At 71.9% G+C, this 14,579-nt stretch carries 14 protein-coding genes; 6 read left to right on the forward strand and 8 right to left on the reverse strand.

From position 1 onward, the window contains the following. Window positions 1–23 precede the first annotated feature (23 nt). On the reverse strand, window positions 24–188 hold the full coding sequence (locus tag AB3X10_RS13360) for a hypothetical protein (RefSeq protein WP_369975553.1): 165 nt from the start codon (window positions 186–188) through the stop codon (window positions 24–26). A 233-nt stretch (window positions 189–421) separates the two neighbouring features. After that, entirely contained in the window at window positions 422–1,417 is a 996-nt protein-coding gene (locus AB3X10_RS13365) for an LLM class flavin-dependent oxidoreductase (RefSeq protein ID WP_369975554.1), read from the reverse strand. A gap of 345 nt (window positions 1,418–1,762) precedes the next feature. Here AB3X10_RS13365 and AB3X10_RS13370 point away from each other — a divergent pair, with 345 nt between their 5' ends. Continuing rightward, entirely contained in the window at window positions 1,763–2,569 is an 807-nt protein-coding gene (locus AB3X10_RS13370; RefSeq protein WP_369975556.1) for an SDR family oxidoreductase, read from the forward strand. A 256-nt stretch (window positions 2,570–2,825) separates the two neighbouring features. Here AB3X10_RS13370 and AB3X10_RS13375 read toward each other — a convergent pair whose 3' ends face one another. Together AB3X10_RS13375 and AB3X10_RS13380 are read right to left on the reverse strand one after the other, a co-directional pair. Then, on the reverse strand, window positions 2,826–3,623 hold the full coding sequence (locus AB3X10_RS13375) for a sulfurtransferase (RefSeq protein WP_369975557.1): 798 nt from the start codon (window positions 3,621–3,623) through the stop codon (window positions 2,826–2,828). 171 nt (window positions 3,624–3,794) lie between these two features. Next, on the reverse strand, window positions 3,795–4,160 hold the full coding sequence (locus AB3X10_RS13380) for a DUF6164 family protein (protein ID WP_369975559.1): 366 nt from the start codon (window positions 4,158–4,160) through the stop codon (window positions 3,795–3,797). 65 nt (window positions 4,161–4,225) lie between these two features. Here AB3X10_RS13380 and AB3X10_RS13385 point away from each other — a divergent pair, with 65 nt between their 5' ends. From AB3X10_RS13385 to AB3X10_RS13395, 3 genes are all read left to right on the forward strand, one after another. Then, complete coding sequence (locus AB3X10_RS13385; RefSeq protein WP_369975561.1) at window positions 4,226–4,669, forward strand: FKBP-type peptidyl-prolyl cis-trans isomerase; 444 nt, start codon at window positions 4,226–4,228, stop codon at window positions 4,667–4,669. 13 nt (window positions 4,670–4,682) lie between these two features. Beyond that, on the forward strand, window positions 4,683–5,942 hold the full coding sequence (locus tag AB3X10_RS13390) for a TIGR03862 family flavoprotein (protein WP_369975562.1): 1,260 nt from the start codon (window positions 4,683–4,685) through the stop codon (window positions 5,940–5,942). A 119-nt stretch (window positions 5,943–6,061) separates the two neighbouring features. Then, entirely contained in the window at window positions 6,062–7,513 is a 1,452-nt protein-coding gene (locus AB3X10_RS13395; RefSeq protein ID WP_369975564.1) for a serine hydrolase domain-containing protein, read from the forward strand. 145 nt (window positions 7,514–7,658) lie between these two features. Here the strand turns inward: AB3X10_RS13395 and AB3X10_RS13400 are convergent, their stop codons facing one another. From AB3X10_RS13400 to AB3X10_RS13415, 4 genes are all read right to left on the reverse strand, one after another. Continuing rightward, entirely contained in the window at window positions 7,659–9,845 is a 2,187-nt protein-coding gene (locus AB3X10_RS13400; RefSeq protein WP_369975566.1) for a diguanylate cyclase domain-containing protein, read from the reverse strand. A 213-nt stretch (window positions 9,846–10,058) separates the two neighbouring features. After that, complete coding sequence (locus AB3X10_RS13405) at window positions 10,059–10,586, reverse strand: GNAT family N-acetyltransferase (RefSeq protein ID WP_369975567.1); 528 nt, start codon at window positions 10,584–10,586, stop codon at window positions 10,059–10,061. Then, window positions 10,583–12,205: an FMN-binding glutamate synthase family protein gene (locus AB3X10_RS13410; protein WP_369975569.1), complete on the reverse strand. Its 1,623-nt coding sequence runs from the start codon at window positions 12,203–12,205 to the stop codon at window positions 10,583–10,585. The genes AB3X10_RS13405 and AB3X10_RS13410 overlap by 4 nt, the downstream gene beginning before the upstream one ends. Window positions 12,206–12,331: 126 nt before the next feature. Continuing rightward, the gene (locus AB3X10_RS13415) at window positions 12,332–13,624 is read right to left on the reverse strand and encodes a nucleotide sugar dehydrogenase (protein WP_369975570.1); all 1,293 of its coding nucleotides are present in this window, start codon (window positions 13,622–13,624) and stop codon (window positions 12,332–12,334) included. A 308-nt stretch (window positions 13,625–13,932) separates the two neighbouring features. Here AB3X10_RS13415 and AB3X10_RS13420 point away from each other — a divergent pair, with 308 nt between their 5' ends. After that, window positions 13,933–14,256 (forward strand): transposase, encoded by a 324-nt coding sequence (locus AB3X10_RS13420; protein WP_369975572.1) that lies wholly within the window; start codon window positions 13,933–13,935, stop codon window positions 14,254–14,256. Window positions 14,257–14,275: 19 nt separating this feature from the next. After that, window positions 14,276–14,452, forward strand: a complete 177-nt coding sequence (locus tag AB3X10_RS13425; RefSeq protein WP_369975574.1) for a hypothetical protein — start codon at window positions 14,276–14,278, stop codon at window positions 14,450–14,452. Window positions 14,453–14,579: the final 127 nt, after the last annotated feature.

Here is a 14,579-nt window from a genome sequence, read left to right on the forward strand (position 1 = left end):
GGGGTCGATCGCGGACACTACGCTCAGTCGGGAATCGGCGCCTCGGCAAACACATGCCGCTGCGGCTGCTGCGCCGCGCGGGATTCGTGGGCGTTGCGCTGCAGACGTTGCAGTTGCAGGGCGAGCTGATGCAAGACGGCTTCCAGCCCGCAGCCGCGCGCCGCCGGCGGCAAATAGTCGGTTTCCATGTAGTGCCCCCTGTCGCGATCCCTGGATGCGTGGCGCCGGACCGGCCCACGCCGTGTCCTGCTGCCACGTGCGTCCCAGTACCTGGCACGCGCATCCGATCTCATCCCAGGCGCAGGCAAGGCCCGGTGAAATCCGCCGCTGCCACCGTGACTTGTCTACGCGGCGCACCAAGGCCGCCCGAGCCGCCTGCGTGGCGGACGCGGCGGCGGGATGCGGCCGCGTTCGCCGGCGCCTACGCGGCCGCGGCCTGGGTCCAGGCCTCGGCGGCGATCGCGAACGAGCGCAGCCGCGCCGCATGGTCGTGGATGTTGGCGGTCAGCAGCAGCTCGTCGGGGCGGTGGCGGGCGACGAACTCGGCCATGCCGCGCGCGACCTCGGCCGGATCGCCGAGCACGGTGCAGGCCAGCGCACGCTCCACGCCGGCCTTCTCGTGCGGTTGCCAGAACGCCTCGATGTCGTCGATCGGCGGCGGGATCAGGCCAGGACGGCCGCGGCGCAGATTGACGAAGCTCTGCTGCTGGGTGGTGAACAGGCGCCGCGCCGCGGCAGTGGACTCGGCGCCGACCACGTTCAGCGCCAGCACCGCGTACGGATCGCGCAGCCGCGCCGAGGGACGGAACTCGCGGCGGTAGACCGCCAGCGCCTCGTCCATCGCATCCGGGGCGAAGTGCGAGGCGAACGCGAACGGCAGCCCCAGCGCCGCCGCCAGGCGCGCGCTGAACAGGCTGGAGCCGAGCAGCCACACCGGCACCTCGATGCCGGCGCCCGGCACCGCGCGCACCAGCTGGCCGGGTTCGGCCGGCTCGAAATAGCGCAGCAGTTCGGCCACGTCCTGCGGGAACTGGTCGGCACTGTCGAAATAGCGGCGCAAGGCGCGCGCGGTGGGCTGGTCGGTGCCGGGCGCGCGGCCCAGGCCCAGGTCGATGCGCCCGGGATACAGCGAGGCCAGGGTGCCGAACTGCTCGGCCACCTGCAGCGGCGCATGGTTGGGCAGCATGATGCCGCCGGCGCCGACCCGGATCCGGCGCGTGCCGCCGGCCACGTGCCCGATCAGCACCGCGGTGGCGGCGCTGGCGATGCCGGGCATGTTGTGATGCTCGGCCAGCCAGTAGCGGTGGTAGCCCCAGCGCTCGGCGTGCTGCGCCAGGTCCAGCATGTTGGCGAAGGCCTGGGTGGTGTCGCTGCCTTCGCAGACCGGGGCGAGATCGAGGATGGAGATCGGCATCATGGAGAGCGGGTTCCTGCAAAGCGATGGCTTGTAACTGGGGGCGTTCGGCGCCGATTGCAGCGGCGTGTGCCGGAACGCTGATTTGCGGTGGCGGCATGGCTGCGCCAGGGTTTGCGTGCGGGCGTACCCTCACCCCAACCCCTCTCCCGGGGGGAGAGGGGCTTGAACGCTTCCCTTCTCGCATCGGGACCATGGCCCCTTTTTCGGGGGAAGGTGCCCCGAAGGCGCGGATGAGGGTACGTGCGCCCCGCTGTCTTGCGACACCCACGCGCGGGCGCGCGACGGCAACGCCGACTGCACGACCGCTTGGCTACGCTTGCACTCCCGCCCTGCCCGGTGTGCGCCATGTCTTTGATCCCGCCAGTCTCCGCCACTCCCGCCCTGCCCCTGCGCGACCGCGTGGTCCTGGTCACCGGCGGCGCGCAGGGCATCGGCCGCGGCGTGGTGCAGGCGGTGCTCGGCGCCGGCGGCCGGGTCGCGTTCGGCGACCTCGATGCCGAGGCCGGGCGCGCCTGCGTGGCCGAGCTGGATGCCGGCGAGCGCGTGCTGTTCCGGCGCCTGGACGTGGCCGCAGAGGCCAGCGTGCACCGCTTCGTCGACGCCGCGCTGGCGCGCTTCGGCCGCCTCGACGGCCTGGTCAACAACGCCGGCATCGCCGATCCGCACAGCGGCCCGCTGGAGCGGCTGGCGCTGCGCGAATGGAACCGGCGCCTGGGCGCGAGCCTGGGCGGCGCCTTCCTGTGCAGCAAGCATGCGCTGCCGGCGCTGCGCGACAGCGCCGGTGGCGGCGCGATCGTCAATATCGCCTCGACCCGCGCCCACCAATCCGAGCCGGACAGCGAAGCCTACGCGGCGGCGAAAGGCGGCCTGCTCGCCTTCACCCACGCGTTGGCGATCAGCGCCGGGCCGGCGGTGCGGGTCAACTGCATCAGCCCCGGCTGGATCGCCACCGATGCGTGGCGCAAGCCGAGCGCGCGGCGCAAGCCGGCGCTGTCGCGGCAGGACCATGCGCAGCATCCGGCCGGCCGCGTCGGCACCCCGCAGGACATCGGTGCGCTGGCGGTGTATCTGCTGTCGGCCGATGCCGGCTTCGTCACCGGGCAGGATTTCGTCGTCGATGGCGGGATGACGCGCAAGATGCAGTACGCCTGACGGCGGTGGGATTGGGGGGTCGGGATTGGAGATTCGTTAAAGCGGCTGTTGCCTGACCTGAGGGGCCGAGTGCGCCATCGCGCCACTGGCTAGCTCCTCTGGCGAACACCGTACGGCTCGGGCGCTTTCCAAGCCAGATCCTTTTTTCGGGATTCGTGTTTGGGGATTTGGGATTCGCTGGAGCGGATTTTTTTGAGGCTCTGAGGGGACGCGGCATGCAGCGAGCCGAAACCAACTTGCAGACCGCAAGTTTCGGTCAGTTGCGGGGCAGCCCGCTTCTGCCAATCCCCAATCCCGACTCCCCAATCCCCACCTCAGCAACATCCACCAGCGGCTGCAGTTGCGGGTCCAGCGCCACGCGTTCGTCGAACACGAAGCAGCGGCCGTCGTAGCCTTCGCCGCCCACGTGCTCGAAGTAGCCGAGGATGCCGCCGTCCAGCTGCAGCACGTTGTCCATGCCGTCGGCGCGCATCCACAGCGCCGCCTTCTCGCAGCGGATGCCGCCGGTGCAGAAGCTGACCACGGTGGCATCGGCCAGCGCGGCGCGATGCGGCGCCAGCGCCTCGGGCAGCTCGGTGAACTTGACGATCGGCAGGGTCAGCGCGCCGGCGAACGTGCCGTACTCCACTTCCTGCGCATTGCGCGTGTCCAGCAGCACCAGGCGCCGGCCGGCGTCGTCGTGGCCCTGGCGCAGCCAGCGCCGCAGCGTCGCCGGCGCCACCGACGGTGCGCGTTCGGCGTCCAGCGGCGAGGCCGCATCGCGGCGGAAACTGATGATCTCCGGCTTGACCTTGGTCTTCAGCCGCGCGAACGGCTGCTGCGCGCTGGCGCTGGTCTTGACCCGCAGCCCGGCGAAGCACGGATCGGCGCGCAGCTGCGCGTAGAAGTCGTCGATCGCCTCCGGCGCGCCGGCCAGGAACAGGTTGATGCCCTCGCCCGCGACCAGGATGGTGCCGCGCAGGGCGCCCGCCTGCGCCCACGCCTGCAGGCGCGCGGCGAGCGCGTCGGGATCGGCGATGGCGACGAAATGGTAGGCGGCGGTGTTGGCGATCATCCGCGCATTTTAGCGCGCGCCGCCCAGGCGACGCCGGTGCGGCAGTTGCGCCAAGCAGACCGCATGCGCCTGAACGCGCACGGACGCATGCTGCCTGGGCGTTGCGCAACGCTTGCGCCTCAGCGCACCACGCGCTTGCGGGCGCTCGCACAGGGCGAGCGCCGCGCGCACCTAGCCGCGCAGCAGGAAGAACGGCAGCAGCACCAGCGAGGCGATCAGCAGCATGCCCAGCAGCGTGCCCAGCACGAACAGCGGGCGCCGCCGCAGCAGCGTGGCGAAGGTCTCGGCGCTGCCGTCGCGCAACGCCGCAGCGCGCTCGGCGCGGGCGCGCTCGCCGCGTTGCGCCTGGTAGTCGGCCAGCAGCGCCTTGGCCCGTGCCTGCTCGGCGTCCTCGCGCAGCCACACGCCGCCGGCGGAAATGCCGAAGGTGCCGGGGCGGGTCTCGTAGTAGTCGATGCGCGCGCCGTCGAGCAGCGCGCGCACCTCGGCGAGTTCGTCGTCGGGGACGTTGCGCAGGTTGAGCAGCAGTTTGGCCATGCGCCGATGATAGCCGCTGCGGCGATGCGCTACCCTTGCACGCCCTGTTCGCCATGGATGTCCGCATGCGCCGTGCCCTGCTGCTGTTGAGCCTGTCGTTGCCGGCCTGGCTGTTGGGCGGCTGCACGCCGCCCGGTCCGCCGCCCGGCGGCAGCATCGCCGCGTTCGAGATGATCGACGAACAGGTCGGCAGCGGCGCCGAGGCGCGCCCCGGCAGCCAGGTGACCGTGCACTACACCGGCTGGCTGTACGACGAGAACGCCAAGGACCAGCGCGGCGAGAAGTTCGACGCCTCCGCCGACCACGGCCAGCCCTTCAGCTTCGCGCTCGGCGGCGGCCAGGTGATCCGCGGCTGGGACGAAGGCGTGGCCGGCATGCGCGTGGGCGGCAAGCGCAAATTGATGATCCCGGCCGAGTACGGCTACGGCGCCAGCGGTGCCGGCGGGGTGATTCCGCCGAACGCCTCGCTGGTGTTCGAGGTCGAGCTGCTCGACGTCAAGCCGCGTTGAGCCGGCAGCGCCGATGCCCGCCAGCAAGCTCGCCGCCGCCGTGCGCGGCCGCATCGCCATCGTCGGCGGCGGCCCGGCCGGGCTGATCGCCGCCGAGACCGCGCGCGCGGCCGGTGCCGAAGTCGACCTGTACGAGGGCAAGGGCTCGGTCGGCCGCAAGTTCCTGATCGCCGGCAAGGGCGGGCTCAACCTCACCCACTCCGATCCGTTCGCGCTATTCGTGTCGCGCTACCGCGAGCGCGCCGCGCAGGTCGGCGACTGGCTGGCCGACTTCGACGCCGATGCGCTGCGCGCCTGGGCGCAGGCGCAGGGCGTGGACACCTACGTCGGCAGTTCCGGCCGCGTGTTCCCGCTGGACCGCAAGGCCGCGCCGTTGCTGCGCGGCTGGGTGCGGCGGCTGAAGGAGGCCGGGGTGCGCTTCCACGTGCAGCAGCGCTGGCTGGGCTGGAGCGCCGACGGCGCGCTGCGCTTCGCCGGCGCCGACGGCGAACGCCTGGTCCATGCCGATGCCTGCGTGCTGGCGCTGGGCGGCGGCAGCTGGCCGCAATTGGGGTCCGACGGCGCCTGGCAGGACACGCTGCGCGCGCGCGGCGTCGACGTCGCGCCGCTGCAGCCGGCCAACTGCGGCTTCGACATCGCCTGGAGCGCGCATTTCCGGCAACGCCATGCCGGCGCGCCGCTGAAGCCGGTGATCGCGCACTGGCAGGACCTGCATGGCCGCGAACAGGCCCTGCAGGGCGAATGCGTGGTCGGCGAGTACGGCATCGAAGGCAGCCTGGTGTATGCGCTGGCGGCCGACCTGCGCGAGGCCATCGCCGCCCAGGGCGCGACCACGCTGTGGCTGGACCTGGCGCCGGGCCGCGAGCTGGCGCGGCTGCGGGCCGAACTGGGCAAGCCGCGCGGCGGGCGCAGCTTCGGCGAGCACCTGCGGCGCCAGGCCGGCATCGACGGGGTCAAGGCGGCGCTGCTGTTCGAGATCCTGGGCAAGCAGGCCGGGCAGGATCCGGCGCACGCGGCGGCCACGCTGAAGCGGCTACCCTTGACCCTGCTGCGCCCGCGGCCGCTGGCCGAGGCGATCAGCAGCGCCGGCGGCGTGCGCCTGGAAGCGCTGGACCCGGCGCTGATGCTGCACGCCCTGCCCGGCACCTTCTGCGCCGGCGAAATGCTCGACTGGGAAGCGCCGACCGGCGGCTACCTGCTCAGCGCATGCTTCGCCAGCGGCCTGCGCGCCGGGCGCGGCGCGGTGGCGTGGCTGCAACGGACGACGGACTGAGCGGCATCGGCAGCAGGGGGCGCCGGAACGGCCAATGACCTTCGGGCCTGTCGGCCATGCCGTGGCGTGGCATATCCATGTGGTGGCCGCCGCAACGGCGCCATCGACCTGGAGCACGCATGCGCCTGCTGACCCTTCTCGCACTCGGTGTGGTGAGCTGCAACATCGCCGGCGCCGCGCCGCCGGCGTCCTCCGCGCAGATGCGGCGGGTGGAAACCGGCCTGTTGCCGGCCGTCGTGGTGCAGGACCAGGCCGCCGCGACGCTGTCGCTGCGCGAGCAGATGGACGCCTTGCACGTGCCGGGCGTGTCGATCGCGGTGATCCACCGCGGCCGCGTCGACTGGGCCAAGGGGTACGGCGTCACCGCCGCCGACGGCGCCCCGGTCGACGCCAGGACCCTGTTCCAGGCCGGCTCGGTGAGCAAGCCGGTCGCGGCGATGGCGGCCTTGAAACTGGTCCAGGACAAGCGCCTGGCGCTGGATGCGCCGGTCAACGCGCTGCTGAAGACCTGGAAGCTGCCCGACTCCGTCTACACCCGCGATCACCCGGTCACGCTGCGGCAGCTGCTGTCGCATAGCGCCGGCACCAGCGTGCACGGCTTCGACGGCTATGCCCAGGGCGCGGCGGTCCCGACCCTGCAGCAGGTGCTCGACGGCCAGGCGCCGGCCAACTCGGCGCCGGTGGTGGTGGATGCGCCGGTCGGCGAACGCTACCGCTATTCGGGAGGCGGCTATACGGTCATGCAGCAGTTGCTGATCGACGTCGGCGGCAAGCCGTTCCCCGACCTGCTCCGCGACAGCGTGCTGGCGCCGCTGCGCATGGAGGCCAGCGGCTATACGCAACCCTTGCCGGCGGCGGTGCTGGCCAAGGCGGCGCAACCGCACGACGCCATGGGCCAGCCCATCGCAGGCGGCGCGCATGTCTATCCGGAACTGGCCGCCGCAGGGCTGTGGAGCAATGCCGAGGACCTGGCGCGCTATGCGCTGGAACTGTGCGCGGCCAGCGCCGGACATGGCCGCGTGCTGTCCGCGGCCAGCGTGCGCGACATGCTGACCCCGGTACGCGGCGACTACGGGCTGGGACTGCAGATCGGCGGGCACGGCGCGCGCCGCTACGCCTATCACGATGGTTCCAATGCGGGCTACAAGGCCACCCTGGTCGTCTATCCCGACCGCTGCGACGGCGCGGTGGTGCTGAGCAACGGCGACCAGGGCTACCAGCTGGGCCTGGAAATCGTCCGCGCCGTCGCCGCGGCCTACGACTGGCCCGACTTCCGGCCGATCCAGCGCCGGGCCGCCAGCGTGGACATCGCCGTGCTGCGCCGCTTCGTCGGCAGCTTCGCCATTCCCGAGCTGGGCACGTTCGACATCCGCGAAGCGGCTGGCGGCCTGCAGGTCGAGCTGCGCAAGGACCAGGTGTATCCGCTGATTCCCTCGTCGGCGCATGCGTTCTTCCTCAGCGCGCAGGACATCGTGATCCGCTTCGACGCCGGCCAGGCCGACCTGGGCACGATCGACGCCGGAAGCTTCCATGCGCCGTTCCGCCGGGTGCCGGCCGACAGCGCACGCTGAGGCGCGCGAGTGCGATGGGACGGACCGCGCCGTGTTCGGGCGCGTCCGCGGCAGGCAGGCGCGAAGACCGACAAGCGCGCGAACGATGGCGTCCCCGGCGCGGCGCGCGGGTCGCCGTGCCCTGCCCCCATCGCGCCGCCGCGGATCAGAGGTCGGCGATCTGCACGCGGCGTTGCGGATCGCGCTTGGCGCTGTACATGGCCTCGTCGGCGCGCTGGATCAGCAGCGCCGGATCGAATGCCGGGCCGGTCTGCAGGGCGATGCCGATGCTCGGCTGCAGCGGCAGGCGCTGCCCGTCGACCACGCACCCCTCGCGCGTGGCGGCCAGCACCCGGGCCGCCGCCGCGTGCGCTTCGCTGCGGGCGTCGGCCAACTGGTCCATCAACACCACGAACTCGTCGCCGCCCAGGCGCGCGATGAAGTCCTCCTCGCGCAGGCAGGCCTTGAGCAATCGCGCGAAATGCACCAGCACCGCGTCGCCGGCGTGATGGCCGAAGCGGTCGTTGACCGTCTTGAAATCGTTGAGGTCCAGGAACATCACCGCCACCTGGTCGGCGCTGCGGCGGCCGGGCTGCGCCAGGGTCCGGCGCAGGGTCTCGTTCCACGCCATCCGGTTCGGCAGCCCGGTCAGTTCGTCGCGCAGCGCGCGCGCTTCCATCAACCGCGCCAGCCGCGTCTGCCCGGTGATGTCGCTGATCATGATGTGGAAGCCGGGCCGCGCCGGCGCCATGGAATCGTCGGGCAGGTAGTTGGAATGCATGACCCGCAGTTCGCCGGCCGCGTCGCGCAGCTCCGCGTCGAAATGCTGCGCCTCGCCGTCCAGCACCCGCTGCAGATGCGGCCGGATCCGCTCCATGTGCTCGGCGTCCAGCAGGTCCGGCAGGCGCCGGCCGACGATCGCCGCCGGCGCCAGCGCGAACCAGTCCGCATAGGGCTTGTTGACGAACTGGTAGCACAACTGGCTGTCGACGTAGGCGATCAGCGTCGGCGCGTTGTCGGCGATGGTGCGCAGCTGCGATTCGCTCTGGCGCAGGCGCGCCTCGGCCAGGTGCTGCTCGGTGACGTCCTGGATCTGCGCCACGAAATGCAGCGGCCGCTCGTGTTCGTCGCGCACCAGCGACACCGCCTGGCGCGTCCACAGGGTGGCGCCGTCGCGGCGCAGGTAGCGCTTGTCCAGGTGGTAGCCGCTGCGTCGCCCGGCCACCAGTTCGGCCGCCAGCGCCAGGTCGGGGGCGACATCCTGCGGATGGCTGAGCTGGCGGAAATCCAGCGCCAGCAGCGCGTCGCGCTCGTACCCCAGCATCGCGCACAAGGCGTCGTTGACCTCCAGCCAGCCGCCCTGCAGCGAGACCAGCGCCATGCCGTGCGCCGCCGCCGAGAACGCCCCGGAGAAACGCTGTCCGGCCAGCAGCGCGGCACGCGTGGCCTGGCGCTCGACGGTGACGTCGCGCATCACGCAGACCGCGCCCAGCGCGTGCCCGTCGGCGTCGTGCAGCCGCTCGGCGCTGCACAGCACGCTGCGCGGCGGCTGTCCGGCGGCGGCGACGACGATCTCCGCATCGCGCACCGATTCGCCGCGCCAGGCGCGGAACAGCGGGATCCGTTCACGCTCGAGCAGGCGCTGGCCGTCGGCGTCGAACAGGTCGAAATACTGCGCCCACTGCGCCGGCGGCAAGGCGCGCGGATCGGTGCCGTGCCAGTCACGCGCGACCCGGTTGAACTGGGACAGCGTGCCGTCGGCGGAACACGACACGACCGCGTCGGGCACCGTCTCCAGCAGCAGGCTCAGCATCTGCGCCTGGGTCCGGGCGATGCGCGCGTCGCGGCGCGCCTCCAGTTGCATCGTCACCTGTGCGGCCAGGCGCCGCAGCCCCTCGCGCTGCGCCGTGCCCAGCTGCCGCGGCATGGTGTCGATCACGCCCAGGCTGCCGTAGAGATGGCCGCCGCTGCCGCGCAGCGGCATGCCCGCGTAGAAGCGGATGTGCGGCGGCCCCTGCACCAGCGGGTTGCCGGCGAAGCGCGGGTCCTGCAGCGCATCCGGCACTTCCAGCAGCTGCGGCGAGAGCAGCGCATGCGCGCAGAACGCCAGCTCGCGTGGCGTCTCCGACACGTCCAGGCCGCGGCTGGCCTTGAACCACTGGCGGTGTTCGTCGATCAGCGTGACCAGGGCGATCGGCACGTCGCACAGCTGGCTGGCCAACCAGATCAGGTCGTCGAACACCGGCTCCGGCGGCGTGTCCAGCACGCCCAGTTCGGCCACCGCGCGCAGCCGCTCGCGTTCGTCGGCGGGCAACGGCGCGGGAATGAAGCCGAGGGGCGGTCGCTGGGTCATGCGCGGCAAGCGGGATGGGCGCAGGCCAAGATAGCGGACCGCGGGCGGCGATGGCAGTCGCACGATCGCGGTTGGCGACGTGCACCACGCATTCGGCGCGCAGCGCGGGCGGCGCGGCAGGCCGCATGCTGCTGCGCAAGCGGCGCCTGCGCAGCGCGCGCGTGGCGCGACGGACCGCCGCCACGCCGCCGCGGGTGGCTGCCGGAAGAGACGCTAGACGGCCGCCGCCGGCGTGCCGGCGTGCGCCTGCCCGGGGTATTTTTCCATGTAGGTGCAGGCCAGCGCGATGCCGCTGGGATGCGCATAGCTGCCCTGCCGCAGCACCGCGTAGCCCTGCGCCTGGTAGAACGCGACCGCATTGAGCGCGGCGGCCAGGTGGATGCGCGCGCCGGGCACCAGCTTGGCCTCCAGCGCCTGCAGCAGGCGCCGGCCCAGTCCGCTGCCGCGCAGGTCCGGATCGACGAACAGGCCGTCGATCTCGCTGCCGGCCAGATCGGCCACGCCGAAGCCACGCAGGCGGCCGCCGCTGTCCTCGGCGAGCACCGCGCCGCCGCTGGCGATCAGCTGCGGATACGTCGCCGGCGCCGGCGCCGACGCCCAGGCCGCGATCACCTCGGGCGGATAGTGCGTGCTGCACACCTGGCGCACGCAGCGCGTGCGCAACGCCCACATCGCGGCGATGTCGGCGTGCAGCGCCGGGCGCAGCGCGACGGATCCCGGCGGCGGCGCGGCGGCGCTCATCGCGACTTGCTGTCGCGCAGGCTGCGGATCCGCGCCGGCGGCTGGAACGAATCGCTGCGCGCGTCGCCCCAGTAGTCGTGGAACACGGCATGGTCGGGCACCGTGCGCAGCAGCTCGCCCGGCTCCAGGTAGCGGTACAGCGAGGCCAGCGAGCGGATCTCGACCTGGGAGATGCGGCGCAGGATGTGTTCGGGACCCAGCTGCGACGGATCCTGCAGCCCGGCGGCGCTGAGCAGTTCGCGCAACGCCTTGAGCGTATTGGCGTGGTAGTGCTCCACCCGCACCGCCTTGTCGGTGGGATCCAGGTGCTTCCAGCGGCGCTGGTCCTGGGTGGCGATGCCGGTCGGGCAGCGGTCGCTGTGGCAGCTCAGCGACTGGATGCAGCCCAGCGCGAACATGAAGCCGCGCCCGGCGTTGCACCAGTCCGCACCCAGCGCCAGGGTGCGGGCGATGTCGAAGGCGCTGGTGATCTTGCCGGCCGCGCCGAGCTTGATCCGCTCGCGGATGTCCAGCCCGACCAGGGTGTTGTGCACCAGCAGCAACGCCTCGTGCATCGGCACGCCGACGTGGTCGATGAACTCGGCCGGCGCCGCGCCGGTGCCGCCCTCGGCGCCGTCGACGACGATGAAATCCGGATACAGCCCGCTTTCCTGCATCGCCTTGGCGATCGCGAACCACTCCCACGGGTGCCCGATCGCCAGCTTGAAGCCGGTCGGCTTGCCGCCGGACAGCTCGCGCAGCCGGGCCACGAACTGCAGCAGCTGCAGCGGCGTGGAGAACGCCGAATGCCGCGACGGCGACACGCAGTCCTGGCCCATCGCCACGCCGCGGGTGGCGGCGATCTCGGCGCTGACCTTGGCCGCCGGCAGCACCCCGCCGTGGCCGGGCTTGGCGCCCTGCGAGAGCTTGATCTCGATCATCTTGACCTGCGCCAGGCTGGCGTTGGCGACGAAGCGTTCCTCGCTGAAATGCCCGTCCGCATCGCGGCAGCCGAAGTAGCCCGAGCCGATCTCCCACACCAGGTCGCCGCCGCATTCGCGGTGGTACGGCGAGATCGAGCCTTCGCCGGTGTCGTGATAGAAGCCGCCGCGGCGCGCGCCTGCGTTGAGCGCGCGGATGGCGTTGGCCGACAGCGCGCCGAAGCTCATCGCCGAGATGTTGAACACGCTGGCCGAGTACGGCTGCGCGCAGTCGGCGCCGATGGTCACGCGGAAATCGTGGTGGGCGATCTCGCTGGTCGCCAGCGAGTGGTTGATCCACTCGTAGTCGGGCGCGTAGGCGCTGCGCAGGGTGCCGAACGGCACCACGTCCATCACGTTCTTGGCGCGCTGGTAGACCAGGGCGCGCTGCTGGCGCGAGAACGGCGCCTCCTCGATGTCGCTCTGCAGGAAATACTGGCGCATCTCCGGGCCGACCGATTCCAGCCCGTAGCGGAAATGCGCCAGGATCGGATAGTTGCGGCGCAGCGTGCTGCGCGTCTGCAGCAGGTCCCAGGTGCCCAGCAGCGCAAGCACCGCGAACCCGGCCACGCCCCAGCCCCACAGCGGCCAGATCGCGCACAGGGCGATGGACAGCGCCAGCAGCAGGCAGCTGGCGACATAGGCTAGGTAGCGGTGCATCGCGTTCCTCGCGAGATTCGGAAGCCGGGAAGTGTAGGCGCTGCAGGCCCGCGGCGGCGGTGCGGCGCGCGGTTGCCCGCTTGGGCGGCGTACAGCTTGGCGGTGTACAGCGTCCGCCGCGTTCCGCTACAGCCGGTCGTCCACCGCCTCGCGCGGCCAGACCGACTTGACGTCGTAGACCACCAGGTTCGGCGTGCCCAGCGCACGGATCTGCGCGGCATCGAAGCCGCGGTACTCGTCGTGCGCCACCGCCAGCACCACCGCGTCGTAGCGGCCGGGCGCCGGCGCCGGCCGCAGCTCGACCCCGCCGTGCTCGCGCGCCAGCTGCGGCTCGGCCCAGGGATCGCAGGCATCGACCTGCGCGCCGCTGGCGGCCAGGGCCTGCACCAGCTCCAGCGCGCGGCTGTTGCGCAGGTCCGGGCAGTTCTCCTTGAAGGTGACGCCGAGCACCAGGATCGTGGCCGCGGCCATCGGCACGCCCTTGCCCGCCAACAGCGCCTGCACACGCGCCGCGACGTGCGCGCCGACCCGGTTGTTGACCTGGCGCGCGGTGTGGATCAGGTCCGGGTGGTAGCCCATGCTCTCGGACTTGTGCAGCAGGTAGTACGGGTCCACGCCGATGCAGTGGCCGCCGACCAGCCCGGGGCGGAACGGCAGGAAGTTCCACTTGGTGCCGGCCGCCTCCAGCACGTCCTGGGTATCGATGCCGAGGCGGTCGAAGATCAGCGCCAGCTCGTTGACCAGGGCGATGTTGACGTCGCGCTGGATGTTCTCCACCACCTTGGCCGCCTCGGCCACGCGGATCGACGGCGCGCGCCAGGTGCCGGCGGCGATGATGCCCGCGTACAGCGCATCGACCGCGTCGGCGGCCGCGGCGCTGGAGCCGGAGGTGATCTTGCGGATGTCGGCCAGGCGCCGCTGGCGGTCGCCCGGATTGACCCGCTCCGGGCTGTAGCCGCAGTGGAAGTCTTCGTTGAAGCGCAGGCCCGAACCCTGTTCCAGCAACGGCACGCAGACCTCTTCGGTGGTGCCCGGATACACCGTGGATTCGTAGATCACCAGGTCGCCGCGCTTGAGCACGCCGGCCAGCAGTTCGCTGGCCTGGCGCAGCGGCTGCAGGTCGGGCTGTTCGTAGGCGTCGATCGGGGTCGGCACGGTCACGATGTAGACGTTGCGGTCGCGCAGCGCGGCCGCGTCGTCGCTGTAGCGCAGGTGCACGCCGCTGCGCAGTTCCTCCGGCTCCATCTCCAGGGTCTGATCGTGGCCGTCGCGCAGTTGCGCCACGCGCTGCGCGTCGATGTCGTAGCCGAGCGTGTCGTGGCGCGCGCCGAAGGCCACCGCCAGCGGCAAGCCGACGTAGCCCAGGCCGATGACGGCGATGCGCAGTTGCGCGGGATCGAACACGAGATCGACGGGCATGCCGTTCCTTTCAGGGCGCCGCGACGGCGGCGTGGACCGTCGGCGCGGGTGGTCGCGGAAGTGCGGATGTCCGCGGCGCGGACCCGCGGCCATGGTAAGCGGCGTCGCGGCCCGCTCCAAGCCGGCGCCGTCTTCACGCACGCCGTGTGCATGCTGTGCGCATCGCATCCGCCGCTGTCGGCATGTCGCGGTTCTTGCCGCCGCCGCGACACCGGTGTGACCTGGCCTTTACGCCGCACGTTCTACTGTGGCGAAGCGCCTCCGCGTAATTCCGGAACCAATCCCCCCAACCAACAGGAGATCTCGCCGTGAGTCACGCTCCGTGCCTGCTCGTGGATGTCGAAGCCGAACTGGCGCATTGGAAGATGCTGCACGGGGAAGGCAAGCTGGGGCCGCAGTCCTTCAGCGAGCATGCGCGTTTGATCAAGATGGCCTGCGACGTCTTCCTGCAACTGCCGCGCGAATCCAACGCGGTGCGCATGCAGCGCCTGCGCCAGCGCTACGACGCCGAACATCCGTGGCCGCGCATCGCCTGGAACGACGCCGAAGCCCTGGTACTGGCCTGCTGGGCCAGGCTGGACGGCTCCGAACGGCGCGACACCCAGCCCGATCCAGCCCCTGCCCCCGCCTGAGCACCCCGGAGACACGTCCATGCCGAGCACCTCCAACCGCGAGAATGCGGACAGTCCCCAGCAGCAGGGCCACACGCCCGACACCGTGCGCAACGACAAGGCGAAATGGAAGGACCGCGACCAGCCGGACAGCGATCCCGAGCGCAACCATGCCGATCCGGAACGCGACTACCCGCGGCCGGACGGCAGCGAATAGGCCGGCGCGGCAGGATCGGCGCAACGCCGGTCGCCGCAGGCAACGCGTCCCCGACAGCCGCGTGCCGCGCCTGTCGCCGGACCCCATGCAGCCCGCGCGGCGCGCTGCGACCGGCGCCGCCGGCCGT

Origin of the sequence: Xanthomonas sp. DAR 80977, assembly GCF_041240605.1 — a bacterium.
In the GTDB taxonomy this organism is placed as follows: Bacteria; Pseudomonadota; Gammaproteobacteria; order Xanthomonadales; family Xanthomonadaceae; genus Xanthomonas_A; species Xanthomonas_A bundabergensis.

What these genes read in the sequence shown, in the direction of transcription:
- AB3X10_RS13410 (WP_369975569.1), bottom strand. Translation starts at nt 12,205, where the DNA reads ATGCACCGCTACCTAGCCTATGTCGCCAGCTGCCTGCTGCTGGCGCTG.
- AB3X10_RS13425 (WP_369975574.1), top strand. Translation starts at nt 14,276, where the DNA reads ATGCCGAGCACCTCCAACCGCGAGAATGCGGACAGTCCCCAGCAGCAG.
- AB3X10_RS13390 (WP_369975562.1), top strand. Translation starts at nt 4,683, where the DNA reads ATGCCCGCCAGCAAGCTCGCCGCCGCCGTGCGCGGCCGCATCGCCATC.
- AB3X10_RS13375 (WP_369975557.1), bottom strand. Translation starts at nt 3,623, where the DNA reads ATGATCGCCAACACCGCCGCCTACCATTTCGTCGCCATCGCCGATCCC.
- AB3X10_RS13405 (WP_369975567.1), bottom strand. Translation starts at nt 10,586, where the DNA reads ATGAGCGCCGCCGCGCCGCCGCCGGGATCCGTCGCGCTGCGCCCGGCG.
- AB3X10_RS13385 (WP_369975561.1), top strand. Translation starts at nt 4,226, where the DNA reads ATGCGCCGTGCCCTGCTGCTGTTGAGCCTGTCGTTGCCGGCCTGGCTG.
- AB3X10_RS13380 (WP_369975559.1), bottom strand. Translation starts at nt 4,160, where the DNA reads ATGGCCAAACTGCTGCTCAACCTGCGCAACGTCCCCGACGACGAACTC.
- AB3X10_RS13360 (WP_369975553.1), bottom strand. Translation starts at nt 188, where the DNA reads ATGGAAACCGACTATTTGCCGCCGGCGGCGCGCGGCTGCGGGCTGGAA.
- AB3X10_RS13400 (WP_369975566.1), bottom strand. Translation starts at nt 9,845, where the DNA reads ATGACCCAGCGACCGCCCCTCGGCTTCATTCCCGCGCCGTTGCCCGCC.
- AB3X10_RS13415 (WP_369975570.1), bottom strand. Translation starts at nt 13,624, where the DNA reads ATGCCCGTCGATCTCGTGTTCGATCCCGCGCAACTGCGCATCGCCGTC.
- AB3X10_RS13370 (WP_369975556.1), top strand. Translation starts at nt 1,763, where the DNA reads ATGTCTTTGATCCCGCCAGTCTCCGCCACTCCCGCCCTGCCCCTGCGC.
- AB3X10_RS13365 (WP_369975554.1), bottom strand. Translation starts at nt 1,417, where the DNA reads ATGATGCCGATCTCCATCCTCGATCTCGCCCCGGTCTGCGAAGGCAGC.
- AB3X10_RS13395 (WP_369975564.1), top strand. Translation starts at nt 6,062, where the DNA reads ATGCGCCTGCTGACCCTTCTCGCACTCGGTGTGGTGAGCTGCAACATC.